Source organism: Streptomyces hirsutus (assembly GCF_001418415.1).
Classification (GTDB): Bacteria; Actinomycetota; Actinomycetes; order Streptomycetales; family Streptomycetaceae; genus Streptomyces; species Streptomyces hirsutus.
The window spans coordinates 16,331-32,274 of sequence record NZ_LIQT01000154.1 but is presented as its reverse complement, the minus strand read 5'-3'; the positions used below and the strand labels follow the sequence as shown (position 1 = coordinate 32,274).

General features: G+C 69.0%; 15 protein-coding genes and 4 pseudogenes. 7 read left to right on the top strand and 12 right to left on the bottom strand.

The window, feature by feature from the left end:
• Positions 1-490 precede the first annotated feature (490 nt).
• Entirely contained in the window at positions 491-775 is a 285-nt protein-coding gene (locus tag AOK11_RS12355) for a hypothetical protein (RefSeq protein WP_055593721.1), read from the top strand.
• Positions 776-926: 151 nt separating this feature from the next.
• Here the strand turns inward: AOK11_RS12355 and AOK11_RS12350 are convergent, their stop codons facing one another.
• Positions 927-1,484 (bottom strand): hypothetical protein, encoded by a 558-nt coding sequence (locus tag AOK11_RS12350; RefSeq protein ID WP_055593720.1) that lies wholly within the window; start codon positions 1,482-1,484, stop codon positions 927-929.
• Between the two features lie 299 nt (positions 1,485-1,783).
• On the opposite strand from AOK11_RS12350, the pseudogene AOK11_RS43390 reads away from it, so the two are divergent.
• Together AOK11_RS43390 and AOK11_RS44785 are read left to right on the top strand one after the other, a co-directional pair.
• Positions 1,784-1,909 (top strand): annotated as a pseudogene (locus AOK11_RS43390) (protease inhibitor protein); the annotation flags it as partial.
• A pseudogene (locus AOK11_RS44785) lies at positions 1,869-2,607 on the top strand (IS30 family transposase); the annotation flags it as partial. The pseudogenes AOK11_RS43390 and AOK11_RS44785, both read left to right, overlap by 41 nt.
• A gap of 419 nt (positions 2,608-3,026) precedes the next feature.
• Here the strand turns inward: AOK11_RS44785 and AOK11_RS12340 are convergent.
• From AOK11_RS12340 to AOK11_RS12325, 4 genes and pseudogenes are all read right to left on the bottom strand, one after another.
• The gene (locus tag AOK11_RS12340) at positions 3,027-4,067 is read right to left on the bottom strand and encodes a vWA domain-containing protein (RefSeq protein WP_055593718.1); all 1,041 of its coding nucleotides are present in this window, start codon (positions 4,065-4,067) and stop codon (positions 3,027-3,029) included.
• A gap of 234 nt (positions 4,068-4,301) precedes the next feature.
• Entirely contained in the window at positions 4,302-4,661 is a 360-nt protein-coding gene (locus AOK11_RS12335) for an STAS domain-containing protein (protein ID WP_055593717.1), read from the bottom strand.
• Positions 4,658-5,902 (bottom strand): PP2C family protein-serine/threonine phosphatase, encoded by a 1,245-nt coding sequence (locus AOK11_RS12330; protein ID WP_338058924.1) that lies wholly within the window; start codon positions 5,900-5,902, stop codon positions 4,658-4,660. Before AOK11_RS12330 ends, AOK11_RS12335 begins: the two co-directional genes overlap by 4 nt.
• Positions 5,903-5,909: 7 nt before the next feature.
• A pseudogene (locus tag AOK11_RS12325) lies at positions 5,910-6,577 on the bottom strand (helix-turn-helix transcriptional regulator); the annotation flags it as partial.
• Here AOK11_RS12325 and AOK11_RS46735 point away from each other — a divergent pair.
• A pseudogene (locus tag AOK11_RS46735) lies at positions 6,578-6,685 on the top strand (integrase); the annotation flags it as partial.
• Positions 6,686-6,770: 85 nt separating this feature from the next.
• Here AOK11_RS46735 and AOK11_RS12320 read toward each other — a convergent pair.
• The gene (locus AOK11_RS12320) at positions 6,771-7,313 is read right to left on the bottom strand and encodes a DUF1707 SHOCT-like domain-containing protein (protein WP_055593715.1); all 543 of its coding nucleotides are present in this window, start codon (positions 7,311-7,313) and stop codon (positions 6,771-6,773) included.
• 135 nt (positions 7,314-7,448) lie between these two features.
• A complete protein-coding gene (locus tag AOK11_RS12315; protein WP_157869337.1) occupies positions 7,449-8,231 on the bottom strand; it encodes a hypothetical protein in 783 nt (260 codons plus the stop codon).
• 233 nt (positions 8,232-8,464) lie between these two features.
• Between AOK11_RS12315 and AOK11_RS12310 the strand changes: the two genes are divergently transcribed.
• Positions 8,465-8,650 carry a hypothetical protein gene (locus AOK11_RS12310; RefSeq protein WP_157869336.1) on the top strand — a complete coding sequence of 62 codons (186 nt, stop codon included), beginning with the start codon at positions 8,465-8,467 and terminating at the stop codon, positions 8,648-8,650.
• A gap of 421 nt (positions 8,651-9,071) precedes the next feature.
• Here AOK11_RS12310 and AOK11_RS12305 read toward each other — a convergent pair whose 3' ends face one another.
• The 3 genes from AOK11_RS12305 to AOK11_RS42765 all read right to left on the bottom strand — a co-directional run bounded on the left by AOK11_RS12305 (position 9,072) and on the right by AOK11_RS42765 (position 11,098).
• Complete coding sequence (locus AOK11_RS12305) at positions 9,072-9,419, bottom strand: MerR family transcriptional regulator (RefSeq protein ID WP_055593712.1); 348 nt, start codon at positions 9,417-9,419, stop codon at positions 9,072-9,074.
• A 22-nt stretch (positions 9,420-9,441) separates the two neighbouring features.
• Positions 9,442-10,380, bottom strand: coding sequence for an aldo/keto reductase (locus AOK11_RS12300; RefSeq protein WP_055593711.1), 939 nt, complete (start codon positions 10,378-10,380; stop codon positions 9,442-9,444).
• Between the two features lie 454 nt (positions 10,381-10,834).
• Positions 10,835-11,098 (bottom strand): hypothetical protein, encoded by a 264-nt coding sequence (locus AOK11_RS42765; RefSeq protein ID WP_157869335.1) that lies wholly within the window; start codon positions 11,096-11,098, stop codon positions 10,835-10,837.
• A 660-nt stretch (positions 11,099-11,758) separates the two neighbouring features.
• On the opposite strand from AOK11_RS42765, the gene AOK11_RS12295 reads away from it, so the two are divergent.
• Positions 11,759-12,370, top strand: coding sequence for an RNA polymerase sigma factor (locus AOK11_RS12295; RefSeq protein WP_240497316.1), 612 nt, complete (start codon positions 11,759-11,761; stop codon positions 12,368-12,370).
• Entirely contained in the window at positions 12,360-13,124 is a 765-nt protein-coding gene (locus AOK11_RS12290; protein WP_055593710.1) for an anti-sigma factor family protein, read from the top strand. Before AOK11_RS12295 ends, AOK11_RS12290 begins: the two co-directional genes overlap by 11 nt.
• Before the next feature lie 30 nt (positions 13,125-13,154).
• Here AOK11_RS12290 and AOK11_RS12285 read toward each other — a convergent pair whose 3' ends face one another.
• Positions 13,155-14,072, bottom strand: coding sequence for a serine/threonine-protein kinase (locus tag AOK11_RS12285; protein ID WP_055593709.1), 918 nt, complete (start codon positions 14,070-14,072; stop codon positions 13,155-13,157).
• On the bottom strand, positions 14,069-15,916 hold the full coding sequence (locus tag AOK11_RS12280) for an ABC transporter ATP-binding protein (RefSeq protein WP_055593708.1): 1,848 nt from the start codon (positions 15,914-15,916) through the stop codon (positions 14,069-14,071). Before AOK11_RS12280 ends, AOK11_RS12285 begins: the two co-directional genes overlap by 4 nt.
• Between the last annotated feature and the right edge of the window lie 28 nt (positions 15,917-15,944).

The following is a 15,944-nucleotide window of genomic DNA, read 5'->3' as shown; positions in this document are numbered from 1 at the left end:
CGGACCCAACCAGAAATGGACCCTGCCATGACGACCTGAGCCACCCGTAGACCGTTGTGGCACTGCACATGCTGGTGAGGGTCGTCGTACATGCCGGCCCTCACCCATGGTCACCGACGCGTGCTCCCCGCCGTGCGCACGGCGGAGAGCACGCGTCGGTGTTCAGCTTCCGGGAAAATAGTCAACCGCGGATCGTGGACATCGACAGCCCGCGGGTATCAACGTCGGCGATTTCCACGAGCCCACGGCTTCCCTGAGCGATCGGGCCGCCATCCCTGAGTGCGCTCCTTTCCCTCAGCCCGTTTGTGATCAGTTGGTCACCCCGTTTGCTGCGCTGCGCCGCGTCCGCTTTCTATTCTCTGCCGCCTGCGCCGGCATAGGTTGAAGGCGTAGACGAATCCGGGGGAGGCGGCGCGTCGTGGGAGTCGAGCATGTCGATCGTCCAGGCGGCGCTCTCCCGTGGTCCTGCCCGCGATGCGGGCAGGACCTGGTGCGGGAGACCACCCGGTCCGGGTCCGGGCCCTGGAGAAAGACCAAGGAATGGTGGAACTGCCCGGGCTGCGGGTGGCTGGGACGTCCGGACCTCGGGGACCGGCCGACCCTTCACCCGTTCCGGCGTCTCACCGGCGAGTACGGGGAGTGCGTCTTTTGCGGCGAGGAGGACTGCAATCGCGCGAGCGAGGCCTTCGTCTACGACGACTGGCTGTGCGAGTGGATCGTCTGCGTGGCCTGCGGCCGGGAGAACACGCGCCGGATCAGGCCCGCGCCTAAGTGACCCAGCCGTCTCCCGGGGCACCAACTGCGTCGGGCGGGAGGCGACCCATCACCGCTCATGCCTACCACGCGCCGGGCCGACTGCGCCCGCAAGCCGCCTTCGAGGCTCCTCCGAGGCTCTGATTCTGAAACGATCAGTAACAGCGCGCCGTTCACCCACCGTCGGCGGTGGGCTCGTCCTCCTCCCGTTCGCCGTCCGGTCCCTGGGCCCGCACCCGCTGGACGTGCTCCAAGGACTCACGTAGTTCGGTGAGCCAGTCGTCGGTGTGCCGCTGGACCAGGCGCACGCACCAGGCCAGCGCCTCGCTGCGGCTGCGGGCCACCCCGCCGGCGATCAGTGTGTCGAGGACCAGGCGCTCCGGCTGGCGCAGCCGGGTCATGACGGGCGCGGCGACATGGGTGAACAGCGCGCGCCGCCCGTCGCACTCCACCCCCCAGGAGACCTTCCGGCCGAAGCGGTGCTCCGCGTCCCGGGCGACCGCGATCCGGGCGTCCCGGGTGCGTTCCCGGAACTCCTGGATCCGGCCCTCGATCGCCGCTTCCCGCTCGGCCGGAGAGGCGTCCTCGACCGGCCGGGGCCCGGGAATGCGTCCGATCACCGTGATCTCCTCGCGGTCGACCGTGACCTCGGCCAGTTCCTCGAAGAGATCGTCGGGGAGCCGGCCGGTGAACCAGCCCCTCAGTTGCTCTCGCTGCTGTGCCGTAATCATGTAATGACGATTACTCGGCATTTTCATGAACGCAAGGGGTCGCGGAACGGTCTGCCGACAGCGGAATCGAAATGCTTCAGGCCTGTTAAGGAGCAGCGCCTCTTCGGGTATCTGGCCACTTCGCGCACACGGTGGCCGTGCGGTTACCCCGGGTTCCCCGCCCGTGCCTTCCATGACCTGCCGCCAGTGATTCAACACGCACTGTTACTGAAGCCCGTAGGGCGGACTCCCGCTCGCCGGTTCGGCACCGACCGCTCATGAGCCGGCGACTTGTCGGAACGAGCGGAAGGATGCACGCCATGCGGAACACCGCGCGCTGGGCCACCACCGTCGGCCTCACGGCCGCCGCCGTCTACGTACCCCTGTCCGGGGTCGCGTCGGCCACCCCGGGCAGTGCCCCCTCCGCGCTCTACGCCCCGTCGGCAGGACCGGCTGTGGGCGACGTCGTGGAGTGCGCAGCAGATCACGAACCGGCTCAAGGCCGATTTCCCCGAGGATGAGTCGATGCGCATCTCGCACGAGGCGATCGACCAGGCCCTCTACATCCAGGGCCGCGGAGCACTCAAGCGTGAGCTGGTCGCCTGCCTGCGCACCGGGCAGGCGCCGTGCGTCCCGCGAGCACGCTCGCGCAACCGTGCCGTCGGCCACGTCACGACCGACGTCGTGATCAGCCAACGGCCCGCCGAGGCCGAGGACCGGGTGGCCCCGGGCCGGGCCACGGGGAGGGCGACCTCATCATCGGCATCAACCGGTCCGCGATCGGCACACTCGTGGAGCGCACAACCCGATTCACCATGCTGCTGCACCTACGCCACTCGCTGACCTGGGACCGCGGCAAGGAGCCGGCCCAGCATGCCCAACTCTGCATCGACGCCGGGCTGCAGGTCTACTTCGCCGACCCGTACAGCTCCTGGCAGCGGGGCGCCAACGAGAACACAAACGGACTCTTTCGCCAGTACTTCCCCAAGGCACGGACCTGTCGCGAGGGAAGGTGGACGAGCTCGAGGCCGTTGCTCTCGCACCCAACAACAGGCTTCGCAGAAACGCTCGGTTGGAAGATGCCCGTCGAAGCCCTCAACGGGCATCTCCTCTTGATCGACAAGCTGGTATGGCGACGACCGCTCGAGTCCGGGCAGTACACCAGTCGACCCTCGCCCTGGTGCACGAGGATGTCCGGCCTGGAACGTCGCGTCCAGCGGCGCCAACAGGTGAGCTCGCTTTGCTCGGTCAGCCACGGCGAGATGGCTTGACCTCGGCGGAACTCAGGCCGTCGGGTGGTGCGTGGGCTATGTGTGGGACCGCGCCGGATGGACTGGCGGTGCCCACGCACCGGCAGGTCGCGGCTGTACGGGGCCGGGGCACGGCCCGGTAGGGGTGGCGGTGTGGGGTTCCATCGGCGCCGCAGACCGCACTGGGATGATCGGCGTGAAGGCGGCGGCCTCAGCACCGTGTACTCCTATGCCGCGCCCGCAGCCGCCGACTCTGTTGCTGGTGGGTACCCGGAGGACGAAGCCTTCGGAACCCGATGGGGTTTCCAAGGCGTCAGATCATAAGCAGTAGCCGCGTGTTCGGTACGAGCTTCCGGTTCACGCTGGTGCTCTGCACGAAGATTGTGAAGTCGTCGTTGTGGTCCGGCTTGACTCGAACTTCCACGTCCGGCAGGCCGAGCAGGGCTCGGGCCTCGGGCCCCGTGTACACCCGGTCCGTCTTCTTCTCCAGCACCGAAATCTGCTTCTGCGCCTGGATCTTCTCCGACTTGCTCAGCTGGTAGAACGCACCACCGGTACGGTAGGTGTGCCCGCATTCGATGACCCAGTCCCGGATCGCCGTGTCACGAACCACCGGGATCAGCTGGTACTTCGACGGATCCACCGGGGTGAGGCCGGCCGCCTTGATGGTGTTCTCGTTGACCGCCTCCGCACCCATGGAGAACACCGCCCGTGATCCCCGGATGCCCTGAGCGCGGCCCACCATGAACTTCTCGGTGGCTTGCTGGATGACCTGTCCGGCCTCCTGCAGCCCCTGTGTGCTCGTGGCGTCCCAGATGGCGATGTTGTCCTTCGGGAACCCGCACTGCATGGCCTCGCGCTTGCCCATCTGGTCCGGCACAAGGACTGCCAGCGTCCAGTTGTCCTCCTGTGTCTCGATCATCTCGGTCACGGCCTCGACCAGTTCACGCGGGTCCCTGGTAGGGGCATCCGGGCAGCGATGACTTGCGTTCTCCTGCCCGTCGGTGAGTACGAAGGTCAGGAAGCTGTGGTCTCCGTACAGTTGAGCTGTCTGCGCCAGCTCCCGCTGTGACTTCAGTGCGGCCGCCAGCAGAGCCGTCATCCCCCCGACCCGGTACAGCTGCTTCAGCGACGGCATCCGCAGCACGTCCTTGTCGTAGATGACGCACTCCACCTTGTCTGCGAAGACGTACACCGTGACGCGGGTTTCCTGGTCCAGTTCCCTCGATCGGCGGGCAAGATACGCAATCTGCTGGTCGGCGACTTCGACGACCTTGCGGCTCAGGTGCGACATGGACGAACTGGCATCCAGCACAAGAGCAACGTGATTGATGTAGTTCTGGTTTCCGGACATGGAAGCTCCCCCTCTTTCCGACTCGATGCTCCTACCGTCTCACCCACCACTGACAATCGATCTTGGCTCCCAGACTGGAGGAAGAGCCCACCCGGCCAGGGGAGCGGCCGGGACGCAGCACGAGACCCCGGGCGCTGTTACAGCCCGGGCGGGGTGGTGAGGCGTTCGGTGTGATCCCCTCCGCGTCCACGGCCGGCTCGTGTGGAGACCGAGCGTGTGGACAGCGGGGCGGAGTCAGCGTTGCAGGGCGGAGACGGCCTCCTGGGCGGTGGCGTGGAAGGTGAAGACCTGGTCGAGTCCGACCACCTGGAAGACGCGCATCTGGTCCGGGTTGACGCCGGCGAAGCTGAGCGGTGAGCCGGCTGCCTGTGATCGCTGGTAGGCGGTGAGGAGCACCGTGATTCCAGTGGAGTCGCAGTAGGCCAGCCCGGACAGGTCGATGATCACGCCATGGCTGTCGAAGGGGGCTTCTTTGACGGCTTGGGCCAGAAGCGGGGCACTGTGGTGGTCCAACTCACCCGTCACCTCCAGCACGAAGGGACCGGCGGGGGTGTGTAGCGGGGTGACGGTCAGCAGGTGTTCGGGCTCGGTCACCGTTTCTCCTGAGTGCGAGGTTCGGGCTGGATGGGTACGGACAGGGCGAGCAGCGCGGTGTCGTCGCTGACGCCGTCGCCCAGGCGGTGCAGGAGCGCTTCGACGGAGCCCAGCAATCCGTCGGCGGAGCGGTCCTCGGCGTGGACGTACGTGGAGAGCAGATGCTGGGTGAGCCCGTCCTCGTCGAGCATGGTGCCATCCGGGGTGCGTGCCTCGGTGAGACCGTCCGTGTAGAGCAGGAGGCTCTCACCCGGTGACAACCGCGTGGTGGTCTGCACGAACTGGGGGTTGGGCAGCATGCCCACGAGTTGGCCGCCGGCGGTGGAGATCGGCTCCACCCTTCCGCCGACGCGTACTGCGAGGGCCGAGGGGTGCCCGCCGCCGGCGAGAGTGACGGTGAAGGAACCGTCGGCAAGGGGCTGCAGCACGCCGAAGACCGCCGTGCAGTAGCGGGGGTCGCTGCCTTGGTACTCGCCCTTGAGGACGCTGTCGAGATGGGACAGCGCGGCGCACGGGTCAGGGTGGTAAATGGCGGCGGCGCGCAGGGTGTAGCGGGTCAGAGAGGTCAGCGCGGCGGCCTCGGCGCCCTTGCCGCACACGTCCCCGAGGAAAAAGGCCCAGCGGCCGTCGTCGAGGGGGAACAGATCGTAGAAGTCACCGCCGACCTCGTGCGGGGAGGCCGTGTGGTAGGCGGCTGCCGCCTGCAGGCCGGGAACCGTCGGCAGGGCCGGGGGCAGCAGGGTGCGCTGCAGAGTCCGGGCGAGGCGCTCGGCTTCAGTACGCCGGTCGCGTTCGGCGGCGACGGTGCGGATGGCCGACAGGCGCAGCTCGAGTTCGTCCATGACCAACGCGGCCAGATCCTGCAGGGTGTCGAGTTGGACATCGGTCGGCTTGCGCGGTCGGGTGTCGAGGACGTCGACCGTGCCCAGACGCTGCCCGTCGGCCGTGGTGATGGGCGCGGCGGCGTAGAAGCGGACGCCGATGTCGCCCTGGACGAGAGGGTTGGCGAGCGCGCGGGCATCGGTCGCGGCGTCGGCGACCACATAAGGTTCGCCATGGAGGATGGCGGAGGAACACAGGCCCGGATCGCGGCGTATCTGCGTGACGTCGGTCAGTCCGTGGGCGGCCTTGAACCACACCCGGTCGGTGTCCACGATCGCCACCGTGGCCATGGGCGCGTCGAATATCCGGGCAGCCAGGCCCGCGATCCGGTCGAACGCGCCGTCCGGCGGCGTGTCCAGGATCTGGTAGCGCCGGATTGCGAGTGCTGCCGACCAGTACGCATCCGTCCCTCAAGGGCTCAAGCCGCCCCATGGGCGGCCGGATCCACGGGGCCACCTCGGTCAGCGGAGCATCGAACACCACGCGGGTGGAGAACTCCCATCCGAGGCCCAGATTCTCCTCCAGCACCGCCACCGGATCGAGGCCCTCGGGCGGCTCAAACCCGTGCCCGGTCGGCCGGACCGCGCGGACCCGGCCGGCCGGACCGCGCGGACCCGGCCGACCCGGTAGGTGCGGATTGCGTCCGCACGATGGGAGTGACACAGCAAGTGCCAGCGCCCGTAGCGGACGACGAGGGACCAGGGATCCACCTCCGCCTCCCACTCGTTGCCGGCCTCGCTGCGGTACGTGACCAACACGCGGCGCCGGGCCGCGACGGCGTTGACGAGTTCGCTGGTCACGGCCGGATCCGGGCGGGCCGAGTACGGGTCCGGCGCGACCGACGCGTACTCCCGCAGCATCGCCGCCTGCTGGCCGAGGCTTTCCGGCAGCGCCTTGACGACCTTGCCCAGGGCGATGCCGACCAGGTCGTCGGCGTCAGCCGCGGTCGGCTGGCCGCCGAGCACCGCCATCACCGGTCCGAGGCCCTCGGACTGCGTGAAGTGCACCGGGGGCATCCTCGTCCCGCGCCCCAGAACGCCCGCCACCGCGACGTCCTGGCTGCCGAACGCAAGGAACGCGCTCGTATCCGAAGAGAGAAGGGCATCCGCTGGGGCGGGCACCCTCTCAATGCCGTCGCCTGACCAACCCGGCGAAACTATGCCGCCACGGCCCCGCAGTCGGCGGGGGCGAAGTGCCGGATGTGTGGTCCCAGTGCCGGATGGAGCCTCAACGCCGGGCGTGGCGGATCTTCAATCGTCCGAATCCCATGGTCCCAGAGATGCGGATCGTCGGCCTGCCATGGCGGGAACGCCGCGGGGCCTTGTAGCGCAGGTCCTTCCACTCAGTGCGCAAACCCCCGACGTCAACGACCGCGTCGCGAGGAACCGTGATTCTGGCCCCGCCGGTTCCGAGTTGCAGCTCGATGTCGACGACCGGATGCTCGATGATCGCCCGGGACAGATCCAGGCGCACCCTTCCATATGCGGACTCGACCTTGAGGATCCGAGGTACCCGCCATGTGCCTCGCCGCTGGATCCGCCCGCTGGCGGCGGCGATCGTTGACGTGGTGCCCGGGTGCTCCTCCGGGAGTGAGGTCAGAGCCGACACGAGCTCGCTGTGTGCCTTGGCGGTGAGCACCTGGTGGAGGCGTTCGTCCAACTCCTCGTGCGAGATGAGCCCTTCGGCGTACGCCCCCTGCAGGCGCTGCACGGCCGTATCGCGGTCGTCTTCGCCGATCAGCGGCGGCGAGTCTTCCGGTAAGGAGGTCACCGTTTCACCCTACTGCCGTGCCGACGAAGCGGACGGGTCAAGGTCCATAGTGAGCAAGGCATTTGGGGAGACCAACCGCTCCTCGTCATGGCCTTGATCGTCCATCCCCGGCGAACCTGTGCGGGCAAAGCACTACTAGGTGCTCTCGGCGTCTATGACGTTCTCGATGAGAGTCGCGATGACACTTTCGTCGGTGCTGGGCTCGGGCTTGAACTCCGCGAGCTTGTCGGGTGGAAGGGGGCCCAGGACGTCGCCGGTCTGCACCGTTGCGATGACGCCTCCGACCCGTACGGCGGTCACCAACGAGTAGTGGAAGCCTTTGCTACCGAGCCGGGCCAGCGTGCGGTACCGCAGAGCCTCCTCCCCGAGGTCCGGTACGGAGAGGGTCTCGGTCGTGACGGACGACTTGCCGTAGACGTTGCTGTAGCTGAACCGGTCACATGCGTCGATGGCTCGGCGCAGTTGTGCCATGCGCGTTCGTGCGGTCTCCACGGGATAGCTCGTCAGGACGGTCGACCGGGGGAAGGAACTGCTGTCGCCCAGGTACATATTCGACCAGGCGGTTGCCGATTCCCCGCGGCCGAGCACGTTCTCCTGGGGTGCCTCCCGCACATGCCGGCAGGTTTCGGGCGAGGTCGTCTCCTTCCTGCCAAGGGGAGGGTCTGTGAAGGCGCCCGCCCTGGAGTCGATCCCCGTGATCCTGAAGCCGCCGATCTGCTCCTCGGTGAGCAGTGCTGCTTTCAGTTCGGCGGCGGTCAGCGGCTTGGAGTGATCCGCTCGTACGCCTGCCGTAGCGCTCGCGCTCGGCTTCCCGCCCTCGTCCGCCGGCTTCGCGGTCTCTCCACAAGCCGATGCCAGCCCGATCGCCGACAGTATCGCCATCGTGGACGCCAGTCGTCGTCTGGTCTTTCGCATCATCAGGTCCCCACCCTCAAGATCACACGGATCACCCGCGCACGTGCGAACGATACGCGCGGGCACTGGAGAGACGGGAACGGCCTGTCAGTTCGTTGACCCCTGCTGGCCGGCTGGAGTCGCTTCCCGCTTGATAGGTGCCTGGAAAGAAAGCGCGGCCGTTGCTCCCGTCTGGCGGCAGGGAACGCTGGTCGGGTTCTTCTTACAGGTCAGGGCAGTGTGGCGTGGTCTGCGTGATGGCTGTAGCGCTGATCACCGCCGGGCAGATGCACCACTGCTATCTGCGCCAGGTCCTTGCCGACGACGGACATCGACCAGCTGGCAAGCCGCTGAAGAAGGTGCAGCAGGACGCCGGGGTTCCAGCCAGGCGCTGGATGGGCCGGGGCCTGACTCTCCTCGGCCCGCGCTCGGTCAGGAGGTGACCGAGGCGCAGCTGCGCGCGCTGGTCGGCGCCCGCACGCCGACCGGCTCGTGACCGAGCAACTGGCGGCGGGGAAGACGCCCCTGGCTGCGCACCGGCCCGGCGCGCTCGGTCGGTGGGTGAAGGTCACCGGAACCGATCTGGTCCTCCGACCGCAGCCGACTCTGCGACTGCTGTGGGCCGCGGGCAGTTGTCGATCGCCTCGGCCAGTTGCTCGGCGTGGGCATGGGACAAGGGCTTGAGGACCTGGAAGTGGGGGAGATCCTCTGCCTGACTGCCTGACTGCCTGACTGCCTGACTGCCTGACTGCCTGAGCCAGTGGCAGACGTTGTGCCGCTGGCGGCTCCAGACGCCGAGGAGTTCGGGATCGTGCGGCGATGTGCGGTGGGCCGGGCGCGAGCTGAGTGCGAGGCTCCCGGCGCTCAGCTGTAGTAGGTGATTTTCTCATCGAGGACCTCCATAGCCCGGTGCAGGGCCGCCACTTGCTGCTCCAAGGCGGCACGGCGCTCGCGGAGGAAGGCGACTCGGGCCTGCGGAGGGTGCTCGGCGCGCAGAATGGCGACGAACCCCCGCAGGTCCGCAATGCCAAGGCCGGCCTCGCGGAAACACGTGACCAGGCCGATCCAGAAGACGTCGTCCTCGGTGTACGCCCGGCGCCCGCCGGCGGAGCGCCGGATCGGGCCGATGAGCCCTTCACGCTCGTAGTACCGCAGCGTGTCGATGGAGACGCCGGTGCGGGCGGCGGCCGCTGCCGGGGTGAGGGTGGTCATGGGGCTCCTTTTGTGACCGCCGCTACCGCGCTTCGGCGAAGCGCGCCAGGTGCTTGTCGCCGAGCCGCACATGGCGTGCGGCGAGTGCCTCCTCGATCTGTTCCACCCGGCTCGCGCCGACGATGGGATCGATTCCCTGCAGCATCAACCATGCGAGGACGACCTGGTTCCTCGTGGCCGAGAGCTCGCCGGCGACATCGTCCAGGACCGTGAGCACCCGGGGGGTCCCGGGATGATCATAGGTTGGCGGAAGCGGCTTGTCCGCGCGTACGTAGGAACCCCACATCAGCGAGCTGTACGACCACACGGCGAGCCCCTCCGACCGCGCGAGGTCCAGGTCCTCGGCGGTGAGCATGCGGTGGCCGGCCTCCGAGAGGGGGGTGAACGGGCGCGGCTGGAGGAGTGAGTGGCGCAGCTGCAGGGCCGTCCACGGTTCCACGCCCTGCTTTCGCGCGAGCGACCGGGCGCGCTCGACGCGCCAGGCGGCATGGTTCGCCGCCCCGACCCGCAGGGCCACTCCCTTCGCGACCAGCTCGCCGAAGGCGCCGACCGTCTCCTCCAGCGGCACGGTACGGTCCTCGGCGTGGGCCCAGAGCAGATCGACGTGATCGACCCCGAGACGCCCCAGGCTCTCCTCCGCACCGGTGCGGACGGCACGGGCGGAGAGTCCTTCGGCGCTTTCCGGCCAGGAGTGCGGGACGAGCGGGTTCTGCCGGACCTTTGTCGCGATCCGCACCGCGTCGCGCGCGCCCGGGCGGGCCCGGAGCCACGCGCCGATGAGGCGCTCGCTGGAGCCGCCGACACCACTGGGGTCGCTCCAGAAGGAGTAGCAGTTCGCGGTGTCGAGCCAAACACCGCCGCCGGCGACGAAGGAGTCGAGGATCGCGAAGGCCCGCTCAGGGGCGACGCGGGTGCCGAAGTCCATCGTCCCGAGGACGATCTGGGGGTTGGTGGTGTACATGCCGCTCATCCTCGAATCTGGAGCGCGCTCCAGGTCAAGACCGTTTGTGGCGGACGGTCCGGTACCCGGCCTCCGGGGGCCTGCCGCCGCGTGCCATGGGCACGCGTGAGGACCCCCGCCGGTGGCAGTCCTGGGTGAACGGCCTGCCGAACGGATCGCACAGGGCTGGCGGACAGGGGCGCCGTGCAGCCCAGGCGGTCGACGGAGTGCCGGAACCGGCGGCCACTCCGCTCCACCCGCTGGGCGAGGGCTTGTCAGGCCGCGCTGGTACACCTGCCGCGCCTTGCTGGGGCTCTTTGTCGCACGCGGGGCCGTCGGCGCTTGAAGCGGCTCCAGGGCGGGCTTGACACCCAGCCGGGACAGGCCGGTATGGGCGGGAATGAGGGTCTCCCGTACTCGTGCCCAGAGGGCGGAGCAGGCAGGTCCTTGGTCTTCTCCATGACTACAGTGGTAGCTATTGCAAATTTGGAGAGGTGGGCGCACGGAGCTCCATGTCGTGGCTGTTGCCTTGAGTTTCGGCGATTTCTCGGTTTGCTGCGCTGATCGGATGGATGGCTGCCATCAGGTGGATGTCGGCTCCGATGCCGGCGTTGGTGGAGATGTCGTGGGTGATGTGCTCCTGAGTGAAGTCGGCGGGGCTGGTTTCGACTTCTCCGGCAAGGATGCGGCCGTTGAAGGTGCCGATAATGCCGACATCGCGTTGAGGGCGACCGTTCACCTGCAGGTTCGCCCCGGGAAGGAAGTGCGGTCGCGTGGAAGGGCGCTGTCACGTTGGCTGATGGAGAGAGCGGGTGCCGGCCGCCGCCGGGGGCGTTTTCAGCGGTGTGGTGCGGGTGAAGAGACGCTGCTCGCCCGGGGTGGCGGTGCCGGCGTGGGCACGGCGCATGAGCTGGTCGAGGGCGTCGGCGAGGTCGGCTTCGTGGGCGTCGCGGTCGCCGTGGCGGGCGGTGATGGCTTTGATGTGCTGCCAGGTGGCGGTGAGCTCGCGGTCTTGGCCGCAGTCGCGGCACCGGGCCGTCGTGCGGCCCTCCCTGCGCGCCCGGCAGGGCGAGCGGCCTGCGTGCCGGTGCGACGCCCATGGAAGGTATATCCGCAGTCTGGGCAGCGCGTGACGTGCGGAAGTTGCGACAGCAGCCAGCCCGGTGGACTCGTGATCACGCCTCGGTCGTGGGGGGCTTCGTCCCGCGCTTCTACGGTCATTGGGGGCAAGTCGGACCTGCAGCAATGCTCGGGATCCGACCGGGGGTCAGGCCTTGGCGGATCACTTGCCGCGGCTGGCACAGAACGGTCACTGACCGCGCTGCGAGCAGTTCGTGCAGCCGGGGAAACCGGTGCAGAATGGGAATGTGATCTTCCGTAGCGGCCGGGCAATCCCTTGGTGGGGGCGGACCGTATATATAAGTGTGCCGAGCTTCCGGTTCCCGTTAGCCGTCTCCCGGACGAGGCTCTGCTGTCCGGGCTGGCCACCGGTGATCCGGAGCTCGCGGTCACCTTCGTACGGAGGTTCCAGCGCGCGGTCTTCGGTGTCGCCATCGCCGTCACCGGAGATCGGCAACTCGCCGAGGACATCGCCCAGCAGACATTCGAGCGTGCGTGGCGTCATGCGCAGATCTACGACTCGCGCCGCGGGTCGGTGACGACCTGGCTGACGACCATCGCGCACAATCTCGCCATCGACGCCGTCCGTGCGCGGCGGACGGAGCCGGTGGCACCCGAGGACCTCGACGCGCTCCTCGATGTCGTGACCGAGACCCCCGAGCAGTGGGCTCTGGCCGACGAGGCCTCGTCCCAGCTGCGGGCCGCCGTGGCGCAGCTGCCGCGGGAGCAGGGTCGTGCCCTGGTGATGGCGGGCATCTACGGAATGACGGCCCAGCAGATCGCCGACTGGGAGAAGATCCCGCTGGGTACCGCAAAGACGCGGATCAGGACAGCGATGGGCAAGCTGCGGAACACACTCGCCTCTCCGGATCGAGGGGACCATGGTCAGTGACGTGACCTGCGAGAAGTTGCGGGAGATCGGCGCCGAGATGGCACTGGGTGTGCTGCCCGGCCGTGAGCGGGCGGCGGCGGCCGCGCATCTGGACCGGTGCGCGGCCTGTCGGGAGTACATCGAGCACATGACCCTGGTGGGAGACGGACTGATCGGGCTGGTGCCGGGCAGCGAGCCGCCGCTCGGGTTCGAGACCAGGGTGGCGCGCAGGTTGCCCCAGGACGTGACGGCGCACGAGGGGGAGCCCCACACGCGGGCGTCCGACCTTGCGCACAAGGCGGTCCGCAGTCGCGCACGCCGTGTCCGGCTGTGGGTCGCATCCGCCGCGGCCGCGTTCGCACTCGCATGCGGGTTCACCGGCTGGGCGGTCGGCACCGCCATCGAGAGTGTCACGGCCTCGAGCTCTCCTGCCGTGGAGATCCAGACGCCTTTGATGGAGGGAGAGCTGACCTCGGCCTCGGGCCTCGGGCCGTCGGCCGGCGACATCTACGCCCACCCAGGAGACCCGGGGAAACCCGGTTGGATCTACATGACCGTCGACCTTGCCGCCGTCGGCACTCCGTACAGCGGCAAGGTGGTCTGCCTCCTGGAGCGCACGGACGGCACCACGATCCGCGTGGGCACCTTCACCCTGAGCAACGGACGTGGTGACTGGGGCGCGGCGGCCTCGGTCGACCCCGCGGCGCTCTCCGGCGCCCGCCTGACCGCCTCCGACGGCACCGTCCTCGCCACCGGCGACTTCGAGACCGGTTGAAGCGCGTGAAATCGGCGCCCCGCCACGGCCTCAGGGGCGGGCGGTGCGGCGCCCCGGACCGGGCAGCGTCGCGTCGAGTGAGGCGGCCAGTTCGGCAACCGAGGGCCGGGACGACGGATCGATCTGAAGGCAGCCGTCGACGGCCGCCGCGAGCCCCCCGGGCAGACGCCGCCGCGAGCCGACCGGCGGGGCGGTGCCTTCCAGCTGCGGATACCAGTCGTCCCGGCCGCCCGTGACGCTGCCGTCGCAGGGCTCGTTCCCTTTCTCCCCACGGGGAGGAACCTCGCGGGAATCCCCGCGGCCGAACGGCACGTCCCCGGCGGCGACCTCGTACAACGTGATGCCGATGCCCCATACGTCCGCGGCTGCCGACAGCGGGCCGCCGCGGGCCTGCTCGGGAGCGAGGTAGCAGAATGTGCCCACCCCCGCGGGCGCGGGCCCGGGCGGCCGCGCGATGCTCAGGTCCAGCACCTTCGCGTGACCGCAGTCCACCACCACGTTCGACGGCTTGAGGTCCAGGTGCAGCAGACCCTGACCGTGGAGGTAGTGGATCGCGGAACACAGCTGCACCCCGAGAAGCGCCACGTCGGCGGCGGACGGCCGGCGCCGCAACCGGTGGAGGAGGTGGGACAGCGTTTCGCCGGTCAGCGTCTCCAGCACGACGAGCGGCACCGGCGACTCGAACGTCTCGTACGCGCGGACCAGGTGCGGATGGGTGAAGGCTCCCAGCCACCGCCCCTCACGCAGCAGCTGGTCGCGCAGCTGCTCCTGGTCCCGGCGGTCGGGGCGCACGGCCTTGATCACACAGCGGCAGTCCCGTTCCTCGCTCCAGACGTCGTAGACGTCGAGCCAGCCGGTGCGCGCCAGATGCGCCAGGACCTCGTAGCCCGGGACCGGTCTCGTGCCGGGTGCCAGGGGCGGGGCGGCCCGCACCGCCGGGACACTCACGGCAGCACCGTCCCGGGGGCCGAGGACCCGGCTGGTGCGGCACCGACCAGGGCGTTCAGCCGGTGCAGCCGGGCGTACGTCCCGCCGCGCTCGAGCAGGTCGTCGTGGGCGCCGCACTCGACAATCCTGCCCTGGTCGAGAACCACGATGCGCGTGGCGTCTCGGACGGTCAGCAGGTTGTGGGAGATGACGACGGTCGTCCGCCCGGCCATGAGCCGGCGCAGCGGGTCCATGATCCGTCGGCCGGACCGCACATCGAGGCCGGTGGTCGGTTCGTCGAGGAGGAGCACGGGCGCGTCCCTGATCATCGCGCGGGCGATCGCCAGGCGCTGGCGCTGCCCGCCGGAGAGCGTCCGGCCGCGCTGGCCGACCATCGTGTCGTAGCCCTCCGGGAGCAGTTCGATGAACTCGTGCGCGTCCGCGGCGCGCGCCGCCGCGACGATGTCCGCCTGCGTCGCCTCCGGCCGGCCGTAGGCGATGTTGTCCCGCACGGTGCCGTGGAAGACGAGCGTCTCCTGCAGGACCACCGCGACGCTCTCCCGCAGGTCGGACAGGCGCAGGTCCCGCAGATCCGTCCCGTCGAGGCGGACCGCGCCCCGGTCGGGGTCGTAGAAGCGCAGCTGCAGCTTCGCGACCGTCGACTTGCCGGCCCCGCTGGCCCCGACCAGCGCCAGCGTCTCTCCGGCTGCCACGTGGAACGACACGTCCGACAGTGCCCAGGACGGTGTACCGGGATAGCGGAAGGAGACGCCGTCGAACTCCATGTCACCCCGCGCACGGCCGATCCGGCGGGCGCCGGCGGCCTCGACGACCTGCGGCCGCTGGTCCAGCAACTCGATGATCCGTTCGGCCGAGGCGGACGCCGCGTAGAAGGTGGTGCCGAGGTGGGACAGACCGCGGACCGGACTGTAGAGGCTGCCGATCAGCGCCAGGAAGACCAGCAGTCCGCCCAGCGTGAGCTGTTCCTGGGCCAGCTTCCAGGTGCCCAGGCCCATGACCGCGAGGACGCCGGACACCTCGATGACCTCGACGACGGATCCGTAGACGGCGCGGATCCGCGTCGAGGCCATCGTGGCCCGGAACCTGCCGACGTTCTCACGCTCGAACCGGCGCTCTTCCCACCTCTGCCGGTTGTACGCCTGTACCAGGGCGACGTTGCCCAGCGACTCCTCGGCGATCGCGCTGATCGAACCGCTGCGGCGCCTGCGCTCCCGGGACGCCTCCTTGATCAGCCGCGAGAAGCGCCGGGCGGCGCCCCAGAACAGCGGCACGATGACGAGGGCGAGGAGGGTCAGATCCCACTGCAGATAGAACAGCAGACCGAGGAAGACACCCAGGCGGATCACGTAGTAGAGGGCGTCCGCCACTCCCGAGAGCAGGAACGTCTCGACCGCGTCGACATCGCCCGTCACACGCGACAACACGTCCCCGAGCCGTCGGCGTTCGAAGAATCCGAGCGACAGGCCCTGGACGTGCCGGAACACATCGGAGCGAAGCGTCAGCAGGAAGCGTTCGCTGACCCACGTGGACGTCACGTCGTCGGCGAACCCCAGAATGCCGGAGCCGATGATGAGCCCCAGATAGGTCGGGGCGATCCACAGGAGCGGTCCGACGTCGCGGGGAACGAGCACATCGTCCACCACGATCTTGAAGAGCCAGATCTCCGTGGCGTCGAGGGCGGGGCCGATCAGGCTGAAGAGAACGACGGGAGCGAACCAGCGCCGACCGCCGCGGGTATAGGGCCAGAACCGCCGGAACACCTCGCGCGGAGACACCGGGGGCGCGGCCGCCACCACATCGGAAGCCTCACCCACCGACAGCAGACGCCGCAGGACATGCACCATGGCATGCGTTCCTCGTGGAGGGACGGAC